This window comes from Shewanella sediminis HAW-EB3, assembly GCF_000018025.1.
GTDB classification, from domain to species: domain Bacteria; phylum Pseudomonadota; class Gammaproteobacteria; order Enterobacterales; family Shewanellaceae; genus Shewanella; species Shewanella sediminis.
Window position 1 is genome coordinate 3125347 of the sequence record NC_009831.1, and the last position, 16504, is coordinate 3141850.

Below are 16504 nucleotides of genomic sequence, written 5' to 3' on the forward strand. Positions count from 1 at the left end.
AAAAAGAGAAATCCAGTAGAATACCTGCACAAGGTGTCAAATGTTAAAGGGACGAAAAAGTGATGAAGCCTAATGTTTGGGTCAAGGCAGGTATCGTGATCATATATGGCTCATCTATAGATGCCTCCCCTCATCGTCACCATGCTATTCAGCTGATTTGGCCCAGTGATGGCTATGGTTGCAATCTGGATAACAAACAGATATCAGCACCGATAATAATCGGCTCTAATGTAGAGCATCAATTACAAATTGATGCAGGCTGGATCTTGTTGGTCGAACCCAGTAGTGAGTTAGGAGTCGCACTATCTCAAAAATTAGCAGATCAGCCTTCAAGGGCGTTCAAATCATCTTTTTTTGCATGTAAGCACTCTGAACAAACAGATGACTTAACTGTACGACTTTCCCCTCTATTCGAAGAGTTAGAACTTTCAAATCAATTCCCTCTCAAAAATGAAACCCAAGTAGTGGATAGTCGAATTAAGAAGCTATTACTTGAACTACACCGATGCTTGGACGGTCAGTGTATCAAGCCTAATAGTTGGCGGGCATCTGAGGTTGCCCAATCACTCGCTCTATCAGAAAGTCGTTTTCTTCACTTATTCAGTGAAGAACTGGGCATCCCATGGCGACCATATCTGTTGTGGTGTCGAATGATATGTGCCGTAAGGGCGATATTAAATGGAGACTCAGCGACAGATGCCGCTCATCTGGCAGGGTTCTCTGACAGCGCACATTTAAGCCGCACGTTTAGAAAGACTTTTGGAATGACCATTCGCCAAGCAAACGCTATTTTTCGAAAAGGTTAGCCAGTTTATTCAAGTTTTGAATCAGAGCATTGGTTACTCTCTTCATATATTCAATGAAAGGAGTTACCCATGAATGAGTTATCAAAAGATTATCTGCAAGAAACTCCAATGCTGGATTTCAATCACCCCCACATACAAGACCTGGTTGAGCAAAGGAGATGGAAAAACTTGTCTCAATATGATGCTATTGGTGCCATTTATAATTATGTACGAGATGAGGTCCGTTTCGGCTATAACAAGGATGATCGTTTAGCCGCCAGCCAAGTATTAAAAGATGGTTACGGGCAGTGTAATACCAAGGGGACATTATTAATGGCACTGCTTCGCAGTGTAGGTGTATCTACCCGTTTCCATGGCTTTACTATTTATAATGAGTTACAGCGAGGGGCGATCCCGAACTACCTTTTCATGGTTGCACCAGCACGTATTATTCATAGCTGGGTGGAAGTTTATCAAGATGGACGTTGGATTAACTTAGAGGGTTATATCTTGGATAAAGATTACTTGAAACAAGTTCAAACTCATTTTGCCAACCAAAGTGAATCCTTTTCAGGGTACGGTATTTCGACCAAATGCTTATCTAATCCCGATATCGATTGGAATGGGCAAGATACTTATATACAGAGTGAAGGTATTGCCGATGACTTTGGTGTATTCACTCAGCCAGATGAGTTCTATTCGAGACATGGCAGTAATTTGTCTGGTATAAAAAAAGTGATGTTTCGCTATGTACTGCGTTACTTAATGAATTTTAACGTTAATAAAATTCGCACAAGCGGAATCGCAAATACAAAAGCAACTTAAACAATATTCTATGTTTAATTGTCCCCATCCATATCAAGCACGATATTTGCTATTAGACCGCTATGGGAAATGATATTGGTTACTTTGGCTTAGAGTGATCGTTCTAAGCCAAATCACTCCCTATTCCTGTTAGAACCATTGCTCATTCACATCCTGTTCATACCGATTCTGACTTGATTTTTCTCATGAGATTTCATGTTCACTATGATGCTCAGTTGCTCTGGGGATCCCCAAAAAAGCAAGCCAAACTCAGCAGTACATCTCTACTGTCTGACGCAATGTATTGACAAGGGTAGAATGAACGCTCTACCATATGAGTAGAACAAACATTCTACCTATAGGTTGATTATGCTCAGAGAACAAATAGCCGCTAGTCTTGAAGAGGCGTTCAGTAAATATGGTTTCGCCGAGCCGAGCGTTGCTCAGCTAAAGACAGCGTGTAACGTAAGCCTGCGAACTCTATACAAATACTATCCATCCAAGGAAGCGATGATAGTCGGTGCTCTGGAGTATCGTCATCAAAGATACCTCACTTTTCTGCTTAACGAGTCGCCATCCAATGGTGTTGAGTCTGCTTTGTATATTTTTAATAAACTTGAACAATGGATGAAGGAATATGCGCCACACGGTTGTCTGTCTATGAATGCTATTGCAGCCTTTCCCGACAATCCACTTATCAATAAGGCAGTTAAAGAACATAAAGAGGAAGTTCGCCAGTTCTTAGGCCAGCAAAGCCAGAGAGAAGATCTTTCTACGGCTCTGTTTTTACTGCATGAAGGCGTATCAAGCGCATGGCCCGTACTGGGTAAAGAGGCGATAACATCGGCTCAAAAGGCGCTATTACAACTTTTAGAGGAAGATTCATGATGACAACTATTCCAAAGACCATGATGGGCATTCAGCTTATCGGTCATGGTGGCCCGGAAATGCTCCAATACCGTGATGATATTCCAGTCCCAACGCCAAATCCAAATGAAGTGCTGATCCGCGTCTCTGCCGCTGGAGTTAACAATACCGACATCAATACCAGGACAGCCTGGTACTCGAAAAACGATGGCAGTAGCTCCGATGCAAGCTGGTCTGGTAACACCTTCGTTTTCCCTCGCATTCAAGGAGCTGATGTCTGTGGCACTATCGTTGCCGTAGGTGATAACGTCAGTACAAAACGTATCGGGGAACGAGTTCTGATCGAACCTTGCCTTAGCGAAGCCAATGGCCAGCCACTTAACTCTCCTTGGTACTATGGCTCTGAATGTGATGGAGGATTTGCACAATACACAGTGGTCGCAGACAAGCATGCCTACGCGGTGAATAGCCCTCTGTCTGACATCGAATTGGCTTCATTTCCTTGCTCATATTCAACAGCTGAGAATATGCTTACCCGAGCGAACGTCACGTCACTGGACAAAGTGTTGATATCTGGCGCCTCTGGCGGTGTTGGCTCGGCAGCGATTCAGCTTGCCAAATCTCGCGGAGCGTATGTTATCGCCATTACCAGCCCAAGCAAAAACCAACAACTGCTGGAACTGGGAGCAGACCAAGTAATATCGCGAGATACTGACTCAGTCGAAGCGCTAGGTGAAAACAGTGTTGATGTAGTTATCGATCTAGTCGCAGGAAAGCAGTGGCCTCAGTTTTTACGACTGTTAAGACCTGGCGGCCGATACGCAGTGTCAGGTGCGATTGGCGGAGCCTTGGTTGAGTTGGATGTCAGAACACTATATCTGAAAGATTTAAGCTTTTTCGGCTGCACTGTGCTTGAGCCAGAAGTATTCCAAAACTTAGTTAACTGTATCGAACAAGGTAAAATAACCCCAATCGTTGCGCAAACTTTCCAACTGAAAGAGATAAATAAGGCTCAAGATATTTTCTTGAAAAAGAATCATGTAGGTAAAATTGTCCTAAAGGTATCAGAGCAATAACGAGGAGTTAACGAAAGCAAGCTTTAGGCCCCAGCAAGCCATAAGCTTATGATTATACTAAAATAAACGGCTTAAAATCCCGTTTCGCAACAAATTTTATACTTGGACATAGACGGAACACCGGATAATACGCAGACCTAAATAAACGGGTTAATGGATTAAGTAATGAAGCCTAAAATTTATCAAAACTACCTGATTGCAGCCATGTTAGCGGCACCTTTGCTAAGCTTACTCATCGAGAGCGGTGGTATCACCACAGGGAAAATTATCTCTGTATTTCTGCTTTTTTCAAACATGTTATTTGCGGCGCTCTATCATCAGGAAAGAGTGAAGGCACGCCAGAGTGACTAACCTTCGCTTTAAAAGGAAAAGTGTGCGCAAACCTTGGTTTATAGCGTTTTTTGTGTTGTAAGGTGTCTAAATCGAGTTTGTTGAACGCCCTGTTGCATCTGATTGAGCGTCATTCGACAGGCCTTTAACAGACCGAACGTTAACTAACTGAGCTTTAAAAGAGTGGACGTTAAACGACTGATTCTAAAAAACTGTTCCTCAATCAACTGTTCCTCAATCAATAAGTACAGGTGGGAGTATCTAATGAGCAAGGATGAACGTGCTAAGCCCGATGACAGAGAAACACTAAAGTTAACCCAGTGGGAGCTTGAAAATCTGCACCTGCCACCTGTGACTACCCTCACCCTGTTTGAAGGCGCTCCCCCGGTAGAGTTTCTACGCCAGCGCCTGGCGATGATGTTGGAAAAAAATCCCTGGCTCACATCCCGTATTGTAAAGAAGAGCACCGAAAATGGCGTGGTTGCACTCGCTTATACCGAGAGCTTTGAAGCTCAGGCCTGCATAGATCAACACCTAATGGTATATGCACCGGAGGATGTCAGCATTTCACTTAGCATGCCCTATGAAGCGATGGTAAAAGCATTGCTGCCAGTGCAGTGCGCACGTTCAAAGCCTGCGACCGATAAAGATGAGGCCCTGTTCAAGGTGGCGGTGATTCCGGTAAAAGCGGAAGCTACAGATACCGACTCTCCTGCGCCTCTGCAACAAGCTATGACTGAAGCTGGCTTTGCGCTGGTTATCTCTATGAACCACACCTTAGGCGACGGTCACACCTATTACAAACTGTATGGCATGTTAAGCGCCGACACTGACGTAGAGGCGCTCGATCCGGTGCGGGTAGACGGCTTTGAAGAAGCCAAAACGCAGGTCGTTGGTGAGCAAGAAAGTGCCATGTTCAGGTCACCCGGTGTGGCCCTGGGGATCATGGGAGATTATCTGGGCGCAAAGATAACTCGTCGCCCTCCACAAAATGTCGCTATTCACCAAATAGAGCCTGAATGGCTGTCACGGCAAAAAGCCAAAGCAAAGCAGGAACATGTGGCCCCCTTTGTCTCGAGTAACGATATTATCAGCTCATGGTTCTTTCGCGAGATGCGAGCAGACCTTAACATCATGTTGGCCAATTTCCGCAGCCGGCAGCCATCCATTGTGGGGCTGAACGAGCTGCACGCAGGTAATTACGAAGCCAACGTCCCCTATTTCAGAGGCGATGTAGAAAACTCGGCCCTGATCCGCCAATCCATCCGCAATCCGGACGGTACCTTCCGCGCGCGACGGGCGGGAGTACCAGCCACAGAAATCCCGGAGTTCATGACCCTGCTGCACAACAAGTGCGCGCTCATCACTAACTGGGCGACCTTTTACCGTGATCTCGTCCTGCCGGGTAAAGCTGAAGAGCGAGAAGATAGAGAACATCGCCGGACACTAAATCCAAAACTGCACTTCCCCATCATGAAGTCCAACGGCATTATCACCTCGGTCTGGAATAACGGCATCATATTCCGCCCCCGCGCCGGTGAGTTGGGAATACTCATGATCACAAGCCATTTCGATAACGAAGGTTTAAACGGACTGTCGATAACAAAAGCACAAGATGACCCAAATAGCCCGATTGGTGATCGTATTGTTTAACAGCTCCTCGCTGACAGGCTGTCTGAGCTGACGCCAGTCTTTGGAGATAGCGTGAAGTATTTTGCATATGGTTCCAATATGTCACTTTTAAGATTACAACAACGAGTACCAAGTGCTGCAAGGCTTGGTGCTTTTGTTCTTAAAGAGCATAAATTATGTTTTCATAAAATTGGTAAAGACGGCTCTGGAAAATGCGACGCTTTTCGCACGAACAAAATTGATGATCTGGTCATAGGAGCTATTTTTGAAATCAATGAAGATGAAAAAGAAGCTTTAGATAGAGCAGAAGGCTTAGGCTCTGGTTACAGTTAAAAAACCGTCACTATACAAAACGACGCTGGCGATATCTTTGAAGCATTTACATACTGTGCAACTAAAACAGACTCATCATTGCAGCCTTTTTCCTGGTATCTGAATCATGTTGTTATTGGTGCAAAAGAGACAAACCTGCCGACTCAATATCTTGCAGTGATTGAGTCTATAGAGTGCATAGAAGACCTGAATAAACATCGAGATTCAGAGCAACGTGCAATATACAATTAACAAAGTCTTCAACATGAATCTTAACCGTTTATGGTGCTGTTAAAGGTAAATTTTTTCTGTTTGATAACTGTAATGACGTACTCTAATCTCTGCCCGTATAGCCTCAATAAATTTTAGTTCCCCCATTGAAGTCACTCGCCTCAAGCACTGTATTCATATACAGACATAACTGATATTGAAATAATTGCTATAAAAAAGATGCATAAATCCCTAAGTTGACGCTCCGATAACACGCACATGAAAATTTAATCATATTATCAATAGCTTGCTGGATTGCAGGAGTGTTATGCAGACCTCATAAACACCCACGCATCTTTTTATCGGCCACTCGTGAGCGATTTGTTAGACTAACCAAGAAATAAACCATTTACAACAATGAGTTACAAGTGATAGCCTTACTAAAATAATCAAGCAGTAGAGAACGTTATCCTGCTGCTATTGAATAAGCTGTTAGATTAAAAGAGAAATATGAGAGCAAAATTATACATCGCCATTATTTTCTTACTTTTATTTTGTAATACGCTGACTTCCGCATTTGCAGTTGAAGAAGCTGACTTAAACAAAAAACTTGAAGAATTGGCTACGCAGTATGGAATAACAGATAAAGAACAATTGGAATCACTTAAAATACAAGTCCTTTCCATATTGAAAACACGGGAGCGCTTTTCTTTCAGTACATTGAATAAACCTTGTAGAGACGATATTGAGAGGCTCTGCTCAGATAGCGGCAACATTTCAAGTACGTTAATGTGCATAAAAGACAATAGGGAATACGTATCAGAGTCCTGCGAAAATGCTTTAGGTAACGAATTTGGTGGTAACCCACTTTTACACGCTGAAGTTTATAACGGTGTTGAAATGCCAAAAGGCTCATACTTTTTTTACAACCCGAATGGAAAAGTACTTGGTGTCATTGCCTCAAAAAATTTCGAATATAAAGGTATAAATTTCAAAAAAGGGCAAATACGATTTCACGATTTCGGTATAAGCGTGGGTCAACTTGTGAGTGATCAATATATTAATGGCATTAAATATTCGGTTGATGGAATCGGCCCTTTTTTCAATAAAGAGGGAGAAATTGAAAATGCCACGCTTGCCGAAAATAGTGAAATAGCTGGAATAACTTATAAAGCAGACTCACAGATTCAATTTTATTCAATAGGTAAAGTTAAAAGTGGTACGGTTGCAAAAGAGACGACTATACAAGGCCAAACTTTCATGCCTGGTGAACTAATATGGTTCAAAAAAAATGGCGAAATCAGGAGTTTTTAATCTAACAATCCGTTGCGGCGTGGGACTTTTAACATTTGGTTTCTCCTCACTGCGTTCGTTATTTTAGCCGACTATTAAAAGCCCCTGAACGGGGCATTATATTTCAAGGATGGAATCCATTATGAAGCCGTATAAAAATTTATCATCAAAAAATCTACCTTTATTGCTACTAATTACAAGGCTTACCACTGTATTGGCAATACTAACAATTATGCTTTCAATTGCCGGCTTCTTTAGTCAATTTTTTATGCAGCTGGGATTTGGTATAAGTCAGTGGGTTGCTATTGCTGTCGCGATCCTTCCATCAGCATTAACGGTATTATTCTGCTCAGGGATTGTAGCTGCCATTATAGCTTTTGAAGAAAGTTACCGTAAAAAGTCAGAAGCGTATATTGCTTCATTAAACTGAAACATAACAATAAATTCAACATGACACGTAACAGTTTGCTCGGTTTCGCTTTGCTACACCTTTTTAGCCAACTATTACTCATCACTTGAGTAGGTGTTCATACTAATGAAGCATATCAGGTAGAAGCCTGAATAGTGCTCATAGCCGGGTCCGTTGAAAACCCTAAGATTGGGTTTTCAACGGAGTTAATTCCGGGATCATTTAAGAGCAAGATTCATCTCAGTACGCTCTATAGTAAAAAACCGCCTCCGGCTTGCACAGATTGCCCGGTGATCCACCCGGCACCGCTGCCGGACATTAACAGAACCACATTTGCGATGTCTTTGGGTTCGCCAAGGCGACCCATAGGGGTTTGAGCGATTATCATCCCCAGCATCTCTTCATTTGATTTTACATCGGCGGCTATATCTGTGTTTGTAAGACCCGGTGCGACTGCATTGACCCTTATCCCCATTGGGCCAAGTTCTGCAGCGAGTAGTCTGGTGGCATGCTCCACGGCCGCCTTGGATGACGCGTAGGCCGCCACGGCTGGCATCATGCCCTGTGCCGCAACGGATGAAATATTGACCACAGCCCCCTTACTATTGGCAAGATGGACAGTTGCCTCACGGACAAGAGCCAGAAGCGCAAACACGTTGGTTCGGTAAATGCTCTCAATGTCTTCGTCACTCGTTTCAGATAGCGGGCCCATCTTACCGGTTCCGGCGTTATTCACCAGAACATCCAGCCGTCCGAATTTGCTGATGGTCTCCTCAACAATTCGAGCGGGGCCCCCTTTCTTGCTGACATCTCCGACTATGGGGTAGACCTGCGGCCCTAGCTCCTGGCTTGTTTCCTCAAGAACGGACTGTCTTCGGCCGGTGATAACCACCGTTGCCCCTTTGGCGATAAAGGCCGATGCCGTGGCTTTCCCAATTCCTGTTCCGCCACCTGTGATTAGTACCACTTTGTTTTCAAAATTTTCCATTTGGTTTTCCTGATAGTTATGTAACCGGGTGATTTAATTGCCAGGCAGGCGCTCGGTAGTGCCCTGACTAACACACATTTGTCCTGTTGACGTCACGAGCGTAAATCCAACTTGTGGACTTTCAGACGCCAACTTGCGGGGGGGTAAAGCCCCCATAAGGTCTTGAATTTCTATTTAATATTCACTCGTAAGTGGAATGATTGGCTCCACTTTATCTCCAGTAGTGATAGTGACGTTTATCACTGCCGTGATTCAGCATCTGGCAGTTTGGCGTTGTAGTTAAGTCGGGTACTGGTCACATGGGAAATCAACGCAGGAACACTGGCATTGAGATTGGTTTGGTCTCTGCTCATCGCGCTATGAAGTACAAATGGCGGCAAGTAGCTCATACCGGTCATAAGCGCGGTCTGCTGAAAGGGCGTCAGAAATTCAGACATGGTAAAGCTGTTGAATGCACCAGGTTGAAAGCTTTCGGCCGGACCTCCGGTGGAGATTGCAAGCACCAACTCCTTTCCCCGAAGATTTTTACCATCGGGGCCATAGGCAAAACCAAAGAGTAGCACCTGATCGAGCCATGCCTTGAGGACCGGCGGTGAAGAGTACCAATAGAACGGGAACTGCAACACCACACGATCGACCTGCTCAAGAAGCGCTTGCTCAACAGATGGATTAAAGCGCATTTCAGGCCCCCCTACGGCCGTCAGGTCGCGGGTGATGATCCCATCAACATCTGACAGGGCTTCAAACCACTTTCGATTGGCGGTGGAGGTAGAAAGATCAGGATGAGCGGTTAACACAAGGATGTTCATAAAGCAGGCCTCACTGTTGCGTTTCCTCGTGGCGCTGTTGTTGTTCGCCACGATAATTAAAATATGTCGTTTACTTGTTGCTTACTTTAGTTAGGTTCACTAAAGTCAACAATACACCGATTATCAACCTCTCTAGTGAATGAAATCTACCAATGCGCCTACCCCTTTCCACCCTTGAAGTATTCAACGCCATTGCGTGCCAAAAGAGCCTGCGCGGTGCGGCCCGAGAGCTCGGGGTTAAGCCTTCAACCGTGAGCCATCAATTAAAAAAGCTGGAAGAACAGCTCGGCACCGCGCTGTTTATCCGAACAACCCGTGCAATTAGCCTAACCGAGGCTGGACGGGCACTGGCCCGCAGCACCGGACCCGCCTTCGAGCAGCTAGGCGAAGGTTTGTACAGTGCGCAAACCGCAGGGCATGATGAGCGTGGTTCCCTGAAGCTCGCAATACCCGAGTTTGCTTACTTTCTGCTGGTTCGAAACAAACTTGCTACGTTTCAGAAAAATTACCCAGAGATCGAGGTTGAATTGTCTATGACCGATGCTATGTCGGATATTCTGGATGAGGGCTTACACGCTGGCTTCCGCCTTGGTGGATTGATTGCACAGGACATGGTTGCGGTCAACCTGAGCGATCCACTGAAAACAGCTGTGGTGGCGAGCCCTGAATACCTTGAGACACATGGTGTTCCATGCAACCCGAGGGATCTGTTGAATCACAACTGCCTTCGCTATCGGTTTCCAAGTTCAGGACAATTAGCGCCTTGGATCTTCACCGGGCCAGATAACGCCTATCCGGTCGAAGTTCGCGGCAACCTGATTGCCAATTCATCACCTGCCACGATCGATCTGGCACTTCAGGGGCTTGGGCTGACCTTTACCTTTCGTGATTACTGCACCGATGCCTTGGCAGATGGAAAGTTAGTGGAGGTCCTGACTGAGCATCAGGCCCCTTTACCAAGCATGAATATCTATTTCCCAAAGGAGTATCGAGCCATGATGCCACTTCGATTGTTCATCGAACATCTGAAAAATGGGCGTTGATGGTACTAAAGCCGATAAGAATCAAGATACAAAAATAGTGAGGGAATACGGCACTCATATCAATGCGCTTGGTATCAATGCCGTTAAGATCGAGCATATTGGCAGTACAGCTGTCATTGGATTAACAGCTAAGCCTGTTGTTGATATTCTAATTGAGGTTAGCAACCTTAAGGAATTCAATACTGCAAATGAAAAACTAGTTCTCCAGTGGTTTGGCAACTAGCAAGATTTTATATCAGGGCAGTCCACTCTTCTTGCTTACAACTAAAAACTTAAAGCTCTTATCCCCCTTCCACATTTCCTGCACATTGTGCCGTTATGGTGTCCCTAAGCTAGGGTTATCACTGCAAAGCAGCCATTGACCCTTACACTTAAAGACCAAAGAGAACGATGGCTATGAGATCGACACTCGTTGGTGAAGTAGATAAGGAGCACCAAAAATGACGTTCACCAGACAACACTCTACTGCATCTGTAAGGATTGCCTCTGTGAGCATTGCATCGCTATTAGCTATCGCGCTGAGTGGCTGTGGTGGCGACTCCAGCGAGGCTGATGACACTCAGCTTCCCCCCACCGTTCCTCCCGCAGTCACTCCCGTAGATAATAGTGCGCCAGTGGCTAACGCAGGTATCGACCAAACGGTTATGTCAGCTGTAGTCGTCACCCTGGACGCCAGTGGCAGTAGTGATGCCGATGGTGACACCTTAAACTACCAATGGACATTTATCTCTTTGCCCGATGGCAGCGTTGCCGCCCTCAATGGTGCCAGCAGCGCAAATCCTAGCTTTAGCGCTGACATAGATGGCAGCTATGTTATTGCATTAACCGTATCGGATGGCACAGACAGCAGTGTCGACACCGTTACCGTTACCGCAGCGGCGACGGACACTAACAATACGCCCGTGGCCAATGCCGGAGTCGACAGAGGCGTCACAACAGGGTCCAGTATTACGCTCGATGGCAGCGCCAGCTCGGACGTCGATGGTGATGCCCTCACCTACAGCTGGACATTAGATTCAGTCCAGGTTGGCAGCAGTGCCAGCCTGAACAGTGCAGGCACGGTGAGCCCTGAGTTTACCGCCGATACCGATGGCGACTATCAGGTATCTTTAGTTGTCAGTGATGGCAGTGAGACCAGCCTGGCCGATTCGGTGACCATTAGCAGCACCAGCAGCGGCACGACACCTGTCAGTCGAAGCTATGCCATCGTCGATACCAATCAAAACCAGTGCTACGACTCAACATCCGGGGGCGCCACCAGCTGTATAGGCAACGGCTATGACGCCGACTATAGCGGTAACCAGCCCAGTTATACCCTCAGCGATGACGGGTTAATCGTTACCGACAATATTACCGGCCTTATCTGGCAGCAGAGCAGTGATATCAATGGTGACGGTTCACTGACCAGCGATGACAAGCTTTATCAGAGTGACACAGTAAGCTACTGCGAAAATTTAACCTATGGTGGACGCAATGACTGGCGTCTGCCCAGCATCAAAGAGTCATACTCCTTGATCCAATTCAGCGGCAAAGACCCAAGCGGCTACCAGGGCACGGATACCTCAGCGTTAACCCCTTTCATCGATGAAATATTCGATTGGGCTTTCGGTGATCTAGCCAGTGGCGAGCGGATCATCGACGGCCAGTTTGCCTCCAGCACTCAGTATGTCAGTACGACCATGAACGCCGACGCCACCACATTTGGGGTTAACTTCGTCGATGGTCGCATCAAGGGCTACCCCAGCGAGAGATTACCCTTCTATGTGCGCTGTGTCAGCGGCAACACAGATTATGGCGTCAATGCGTTCAGTGATAATGGCGATCTGACAGTCAATGACGATGCCACCGGTTTGATGTGGCAGCAAGATGATAGCGACTCAGTGAATTGGGAGGATGCGGTAGCGCAATGTGAAGCGGCGACCACCGCCTCACACACAGACTGGAGACTGCCTGATGCAAAGGAGCTGCAGAGCATAGTAGATTACAGCCGCTCACCGGACACCCATAACCAGGCAGCCATAGATCCGATATTTAATGCCAGCTCGTTTAACAATGAAGCCGGTGAAGATGACTGGGGTTTTTATTGGGCATCGAGTACCCATGCCACCTATAACGATAATGGCAGCAGTGCCACCTATGTCTCATTTGGCCGCGCCCTGGGCTATATGAATGGCAATATCATGGACGTACACGGCGCGGGTGCTCAGCGCAGTAACAATAAAACGGCGGTCTCCTCCACTCCGGGGGCAGGATCGAGCACCGGCGTCAACGGCACCTTCTATTACCACGGGCCTCAGGGCGATATCTTGCGGGATAACAACAAGGTCAGGTGTGTACGCGATAGTGAGCCGAGCGAAGATGTAGTAGCTAGTGAAGGCTACACCCTGTTTTCGCCGATGCAATCGACCGACACTTACCTGATAGACCAGCAAACTAACACGCTGCATAGCTGGCAGAGCGACTACCGCCCTGGCCTGTCGGTCTACCTTATGGAAAGCGGCGAACTGTTACGACCGGGCGTGATAAACAATAAACCCACCACATTTTCGGGGCAAACCGGCGGCAGCGCCGGTGTCATCGAGGTTTTGGACTGGAATAGCGATGTTATTTGGAGCACCAGTCTGGCCACCGACAGCTATCTGAGCCATCACGATGTTGAGGTTCTGCCTAACGGCAATATTCTGGCCATTGTCTGGGAGGCTAAAACCGCCGAAGAGGCGCTGGCGCTGGGCAGAACCAGTGTATTCGATGACACCCTGTGGGCCGACGCGGTCTATGAAATATGTCGGGCCGGTGAACAGAGCAGCTGCACCGACGGTGAGATTGTCTGGCGCTGGAGTATCTGGGATCATGTCGTCCAGGATGTAGATAGCAGCATTACCCAGACTTATGTTACCGATATCGGTGAGCATACCGATAAGGTTGATCTGAACTTCTTTAACGGCTCAGGCTCCGCCGACTGGACCCATGTTAACTCGGTCGACTACGACAGCGCTACCGACCAAATATTGATAAGCGTGCATAACTTCAGTGAGTACTGGGTCATCGACCATAGCGGTGCCAGCCAAGGTATAGTGAGCCGGGTCGGCAATCCCTCGGCCCATGGAGGCGACGGCGAGCAAACTCTGTTTGTTCAGCATGACGCCCAATTTATTGAATCAGGTACACCCGGTGATGGCAATATTTTGGTCTTTAACAATGGCGCCAACCGACCCGAGGGCAATTACTCCTCCGTAGACGAATTTTGTTTTCAGGGAGAGGACTGCACACCCGGTGAGCTGGTGAATAGTTATAGCGAAGGCGTTTCCGGCGAGTTTTATGCCGACCATATCTCGGGGGCGCAGCGACTTGAGAACGGCAATACCCTGGTTTGTGAAGGCACAGAGGGACGCTTGTTTGAATATAATGCCAGTCATGAAGTCGTGTGGGAATATCAATATGGCTCAGAGATATTTAAGGCGACACATTACAGGAGTGATTATTCTGGATTGGCAGAGCTGAATGAGTAGGTGTGAATTGGTATAAGTTTCTAAAACAAGGTACTTTTGTAATAGTTGCAGCTCGTTATATCTGTACCTTTTTGTTGCAAGTTACTTTTATTTAAAGAAACTTTTGTTTAAAGAAGTTAGGTTAATGACAAACAGGTCGTTCAAGACAAACCCGGAATAAGCATGGTCATATGATGAAGTTTAAGATTAAGCACAAGTTATTTTTAGCCATCATCACGGCTAATATCTTTATCGTGCTTGGCATCTACATTCTCAGTAGCCTCTCATTCAGCAGCAGTTTTCGTGAATACCTGGATGCAAACCGGGAGAAAGAGTTAGCTCCCATGGTCGACGCTGTGGCCAGAGAGTACCAGAATCAGCAGGATTGGCATTGGCTACGGGAACGAGGCCGTTCTACCTGGCGAACGCTTATCGAAACCTATTATGTGCCGAGAAACAGCAACCCTGACCGGGCACAATTTCGGCCACAAGCAGCAAATGGTGAGCGTCCGCCACGGCCAAGGCCGGATAATAGGCCCCTTATCAGACAAGAGAACAGACCCGTTGACCGAAGAGCCCCACAACCCGGTTTAGCCCATGATGCCCCCCGCCCCAGACCACCGGTCATTTTTATCGCCGACAAAGATCATCGACTGCTGCTGGGCCGGGAAGATAAACTTGATACCGTCAACTGGATAGCCATCACGCTGGAGAACCAAACGGTAGGATACCTGGGCTACCATAGAACTACCCATATCACCTCGCAGCTTGACCAATTGTTTGTCGATAAGTTAACGACCAATTTAATCTGGATTGTTATCTTCGTCATAATAATTTCGGCGCTTATCGCCCTGATCCAGAGCCGATTTTTCGTTAAACCTATTATTAAACTCAGCAATGCCGCCCATAAGATCAGTAAAGGCGAGTTTACCACTCGCATCACAGTGTCGAGCGATGATGAGATTGGCGAGCTATGTCAGGACTTTAATCGTCTGGCAACGTCTTTGGATCGTAACTTGAAAGCCCGTCAGCAGTGGATAGCCGATATCTCCCACGAGCTCAGAACCCCCGTCGCCATCTTGCAGGGGGAGTTAGAAGCACTTCAGGATGGTATTCGCGACTACTCGGCCGAGTCGGTCAACTCCCTCTACCAAGAGGTTAAGCGTTTAGCATTTCTGATTAATGACCTGCATGAGTTGTCTATGTCAGACATTGGCGCGCTGAGTTATCGCTTCGAAAATGTCGATCTCATTGAGATTTTAGACCAGGTTATCGAGAGTAAAAAAGAGAGCATAGATAGTGCCGGGTTTAGCATCGAACAGATCTGTGAACAGGATGAATTGATACTTAAGGGCGATGAGCACCGCCTGAATCAACTGTTCCTCAATCTGCTCAATAATAGTCTGGCCTATAGCGATCCCAATGGCATGGTCAAGGTGGCAGTTAAAACAGAGGGGCCGAACGTTATCATCAGCTGGAGCGATACAGCACCGGGAGTGACAGAAGAGCAGCTGACTAAACTGTTTGATCGCCTCTATCGCACCGAATCATCACGAAATCGAAATTCGGGCGGTTCGGGTATAGGCTTATCCATAGCGAAGAACATCGTCGAGGCGCATAACGGCACCATTACCGCCAGGCCTTCAAGCTTAGATGGCGTGAGGTTCGATATCACGCTTCCGCTCAAATAACTGACGATAAGAACTGACTCTAATAACTAATTCTAGTAACCAAAAGCAATAACTGATAGCAGGCACCGGGATGAACAGAGAAGCAGCGAAACAAATTTTGATTGTTGAAGACGAATTGAAACTAGCGCAGCTGTTGGCCGACTACCTTTGTGACTCATCCTTCGAGCCCCATCAACTCCATCGCGGCGATGAGGTACTGGGGTGGCTGGCCAGTCACCCCTGCGATCTGATCTTGTTAGACCTTATGCTTCCCGGGCTCGATGGTTTGGAGGTGTGTAAACAGATCCGGCAGCATTCAAACATCCCCATCATAATGATCACGGCCCGCGTAGAGGAGATTGACCGCTTGCTCGGCCTGGAGCTTGGGGCAGATGACTACATCTGTAAGCCCTTTAGCCCGCGTGAAGTGGTGGCTAGAGTCAAAGCTGTGATACGCAGAGTCGTCAATCAGACATCTTCTAACACTAACGATATTCAACTCGATGGTATTCGACTCGATGAAGAGGGCTTTAAAGTCTCTAAGTCCGGCTTCCAATGTGAACTGACTAAGGTCGAGTTTTACCTGTTTCATGCGATGTTTAAACAACCGGGACGAATATTCTCAAGGGATCAGTTGATGGACATCATCTACGATGACCGCCACGTCGTCAGCGACAGAACCATAGACAGCCACATTAAGAAGGTACGTAAGAAAATCGCCTCTATCGGCATAGAGGAGAGCGCCGTTCACTCTGTATATGGCGCGGGCTATAAATATGAGTAAGCGC

17 protein-coding genes are annotated in these 16504 nt (G+C 46.7%); 15 read left to right on the forward strand and 2 right to left on the reverse strand.

What is annotated here, in order from left to right:
* Window positions 1–62 precede the first annotated feature (62 nt).
* The 10 genes from SSED_RS13530 to SSED_RS13570 all read left to right on the forward strand — a co-directional run bounded on the left by SSED_RS13530 (window position 63) and on the right by SSED_RS13570 (window position 7739).
* Window positions 63–806: a helix-turn-helix transcriptional regulator gene (locus SSED_RS13530; protein ID WP_012142914.1), complete on the forward strand. Its 744-nt coding sequence runs from the start codon at window positions 63–65 to the stop codon at window positions 804–806.
* Window positions 807–875: 69 nt separating this feature from the next.
* A complete protein-coding gene (locus SSED_RS13535; RefSeq protein WP_012142915.1) occupies window positions 876–1610 on the forward strand; it encodes a transglutaminase-like domain-containing protein in 735 nt (244 codons plus the stop codon).
* A gap of 348 nt (window positions 1611–1958) precedes the next feature.
* A complete protein-coding gene (locus SSED_RS13540; RefSeq protein WP_012142916.1) occupies window positions 1959–2477 on the forward strand; it encodes a TetR/AcrR family transcriptional regulator in 519 nt (172 codons plus the stop codon).
* Window positions 2477–3532, forward strand: coding sequence for an alcohol dehydrogenase family protein (locus tag SSED_RS13545; RefSeq protein ID WP_150104426.1), 1056 nt, complete (start codon window positions 2477–2479; stop codon window positions 3530–3532). Before SSED_RS13540 ends, SSED_RS13545 begins: the two co-directional genes overlap by 1 nt.
* A gap of 165 nt (window positions 3533–3697) precedes the next feature.
* Entirely contained in the window at window positions 3698–3883 is a 186-nt protein-coding gene (locus SSED_RS13550) for a hypothetical protein (RefSeq protein ID WP_041421696.1), read from the forward strand.
* A gap of 243 nt (window positions 3884–4126) precedes the next feature.
* A complete protein-coding gene (locus SSED_RS13555) occupies window positions 4127–5515 on the forward strand; it encodes a hypothetical protein (protein ID WP_012142918.1) in 1389 nt (462 codons plus the stop codon).
* A gap of 51 nt (window positions 5516–5566) precedes the next feature.
* A complete protein-coding gene (locus SSED_RS24980; RefSeq protein WP_012142919.1) occupies window positions 5567–5827 on the forward strand; it encodes a gamma-glutamylcyclotransferase family protein in 261 nt (86 codons plus the stop codon).
* 12 nt (window positions 5828–5839) lie between these two features.
* On the forward strand, window positions 5840–6058 hold the full coding sequence (locus SSED_RS24985) for a gamma-glutamylcyclotransferase (RefSeq protein WP_223296002.1): 219 nt from the start codon (window positions 5840–5842) through the stop codon (window positions 6056–6058).
* A gap of 468 nt (window positions 6059–6526) precedes the next feature.
* A complete protein-coding gene (locus tag SSED_RS13565; protein WP_012142921.1) occupies window positions 6527–7330 on the forward strand; it encodes a hypothetical protein in 804 nt (267 codons plus the stop codon).
* Between the two features lie 121 nt (window positions 7331–7451).
* Window positions 7452–7739, forward strand: a complete 288-nt coding sequence (locus SSED_RS13570; RefSeq protein WP_012142922.1) for a hypothetical protein — start codon at window positions 7452–7454, stop codon at window positions 7737–7739.
* Between the two features lie 229 nt (window positions 7740–7968).
* Here the strand turns inward: SSED_RS13570 and SSED_RS13575 are convergent, their stop codons facing one another.
* Both SSED_RS13575 and SSED_RS13580 read right to left on the reverse strand, forming a co-directional pair.
* Entirely contained in the window at window positions 7969–8706 is a 738-nt protein-coding gene (locus SSED_RS13575; protein ID WP_012142923.1) for an SDR family NAD(P)-dependent oxidoreductase, read from the reverse strand.
* Between the two features lie 239 nt (window positions 8707–8945).
* Window positions 8946–9515, reverse strand: a complete 570-nt coding sequence (locus tag SSED_RS13580) for an NAD(P)H-dependent oxidoreductase (protein ID WP_012142924.1) — start codon at window positions 9513–9515, stop codon at window positions 8946–8948.
* A 152-nt stretch (window positions 9516–9667) separates the two neighbouring features.
* Here SSED_RS13580 and SSED_RS13585 point away from each other — a divergent pair, with 152 nt between their 5' ends.
* The 5 genes from SSED_RS13585 (at window position 9668) to SSED_RS13605 (ending at window position 16500) form a co-directional block, all read left to right on the forward strand.
* Window positions 9668–10558 carry a LysR family transcriptional regulator gene (locus tag SSED_RS13585; RefSeq protein WP_012142925.1) on the forward strand — a complete coding sequence of 297 codons (891 nt, stop codon included), beginning with the start codon at window positions 9668–9670 and terminating at the stop codon, window positions 10556–10558.
* Complete coding sequence (locus SSED_RS13590; RefSeq protein WP_012142926.1) at window positions 10548–10781, forward strand: GrpB family protein; 234 nt, start codon at window positions 10548–10550, stop codon at window positions 10779–10781. The genes SSED_RS13585 and SSED_RS13590 overlap by 11 nt, the downstream gene beginning before the upstream one ends.
* Window positions 10782–10998: 217 nt before the next feature.
* Window positions 10999–14067, forward strand: coding sequence for an Lcl domain-containing protein (locus SSED_RS24080; RefSeq protein ID WP_012142927.1), 3069 nt, complete (start codon window positions 10999–11001; stop codon window positions 14065–14067).
* Window positions 14068–14237: 170 nt separating this feature from the next.
* A complete protein-coding gene (locus tag SSED_RS23670) occupies window positions 14238–15737 on the forward strand; it encodes an ATP-binding protein (RefSeq protein ID WP_012142928.1) in 1500 nt (499 codons plus the stop codon).
* 70 nt (window positions 15738–15807) lie between these two features.
* Window positions 15808–16500, forward strand: a complete 693-nt coding sequence (locus SSED_RS13605) for a response regulator (RefSeq protein ID WP_012142929.1) — start codon at window positions 15808–15810, stop codon at window positions 16498–16500.
* Window positions 16501–16504: the final 4 nt, after the last annotated feature.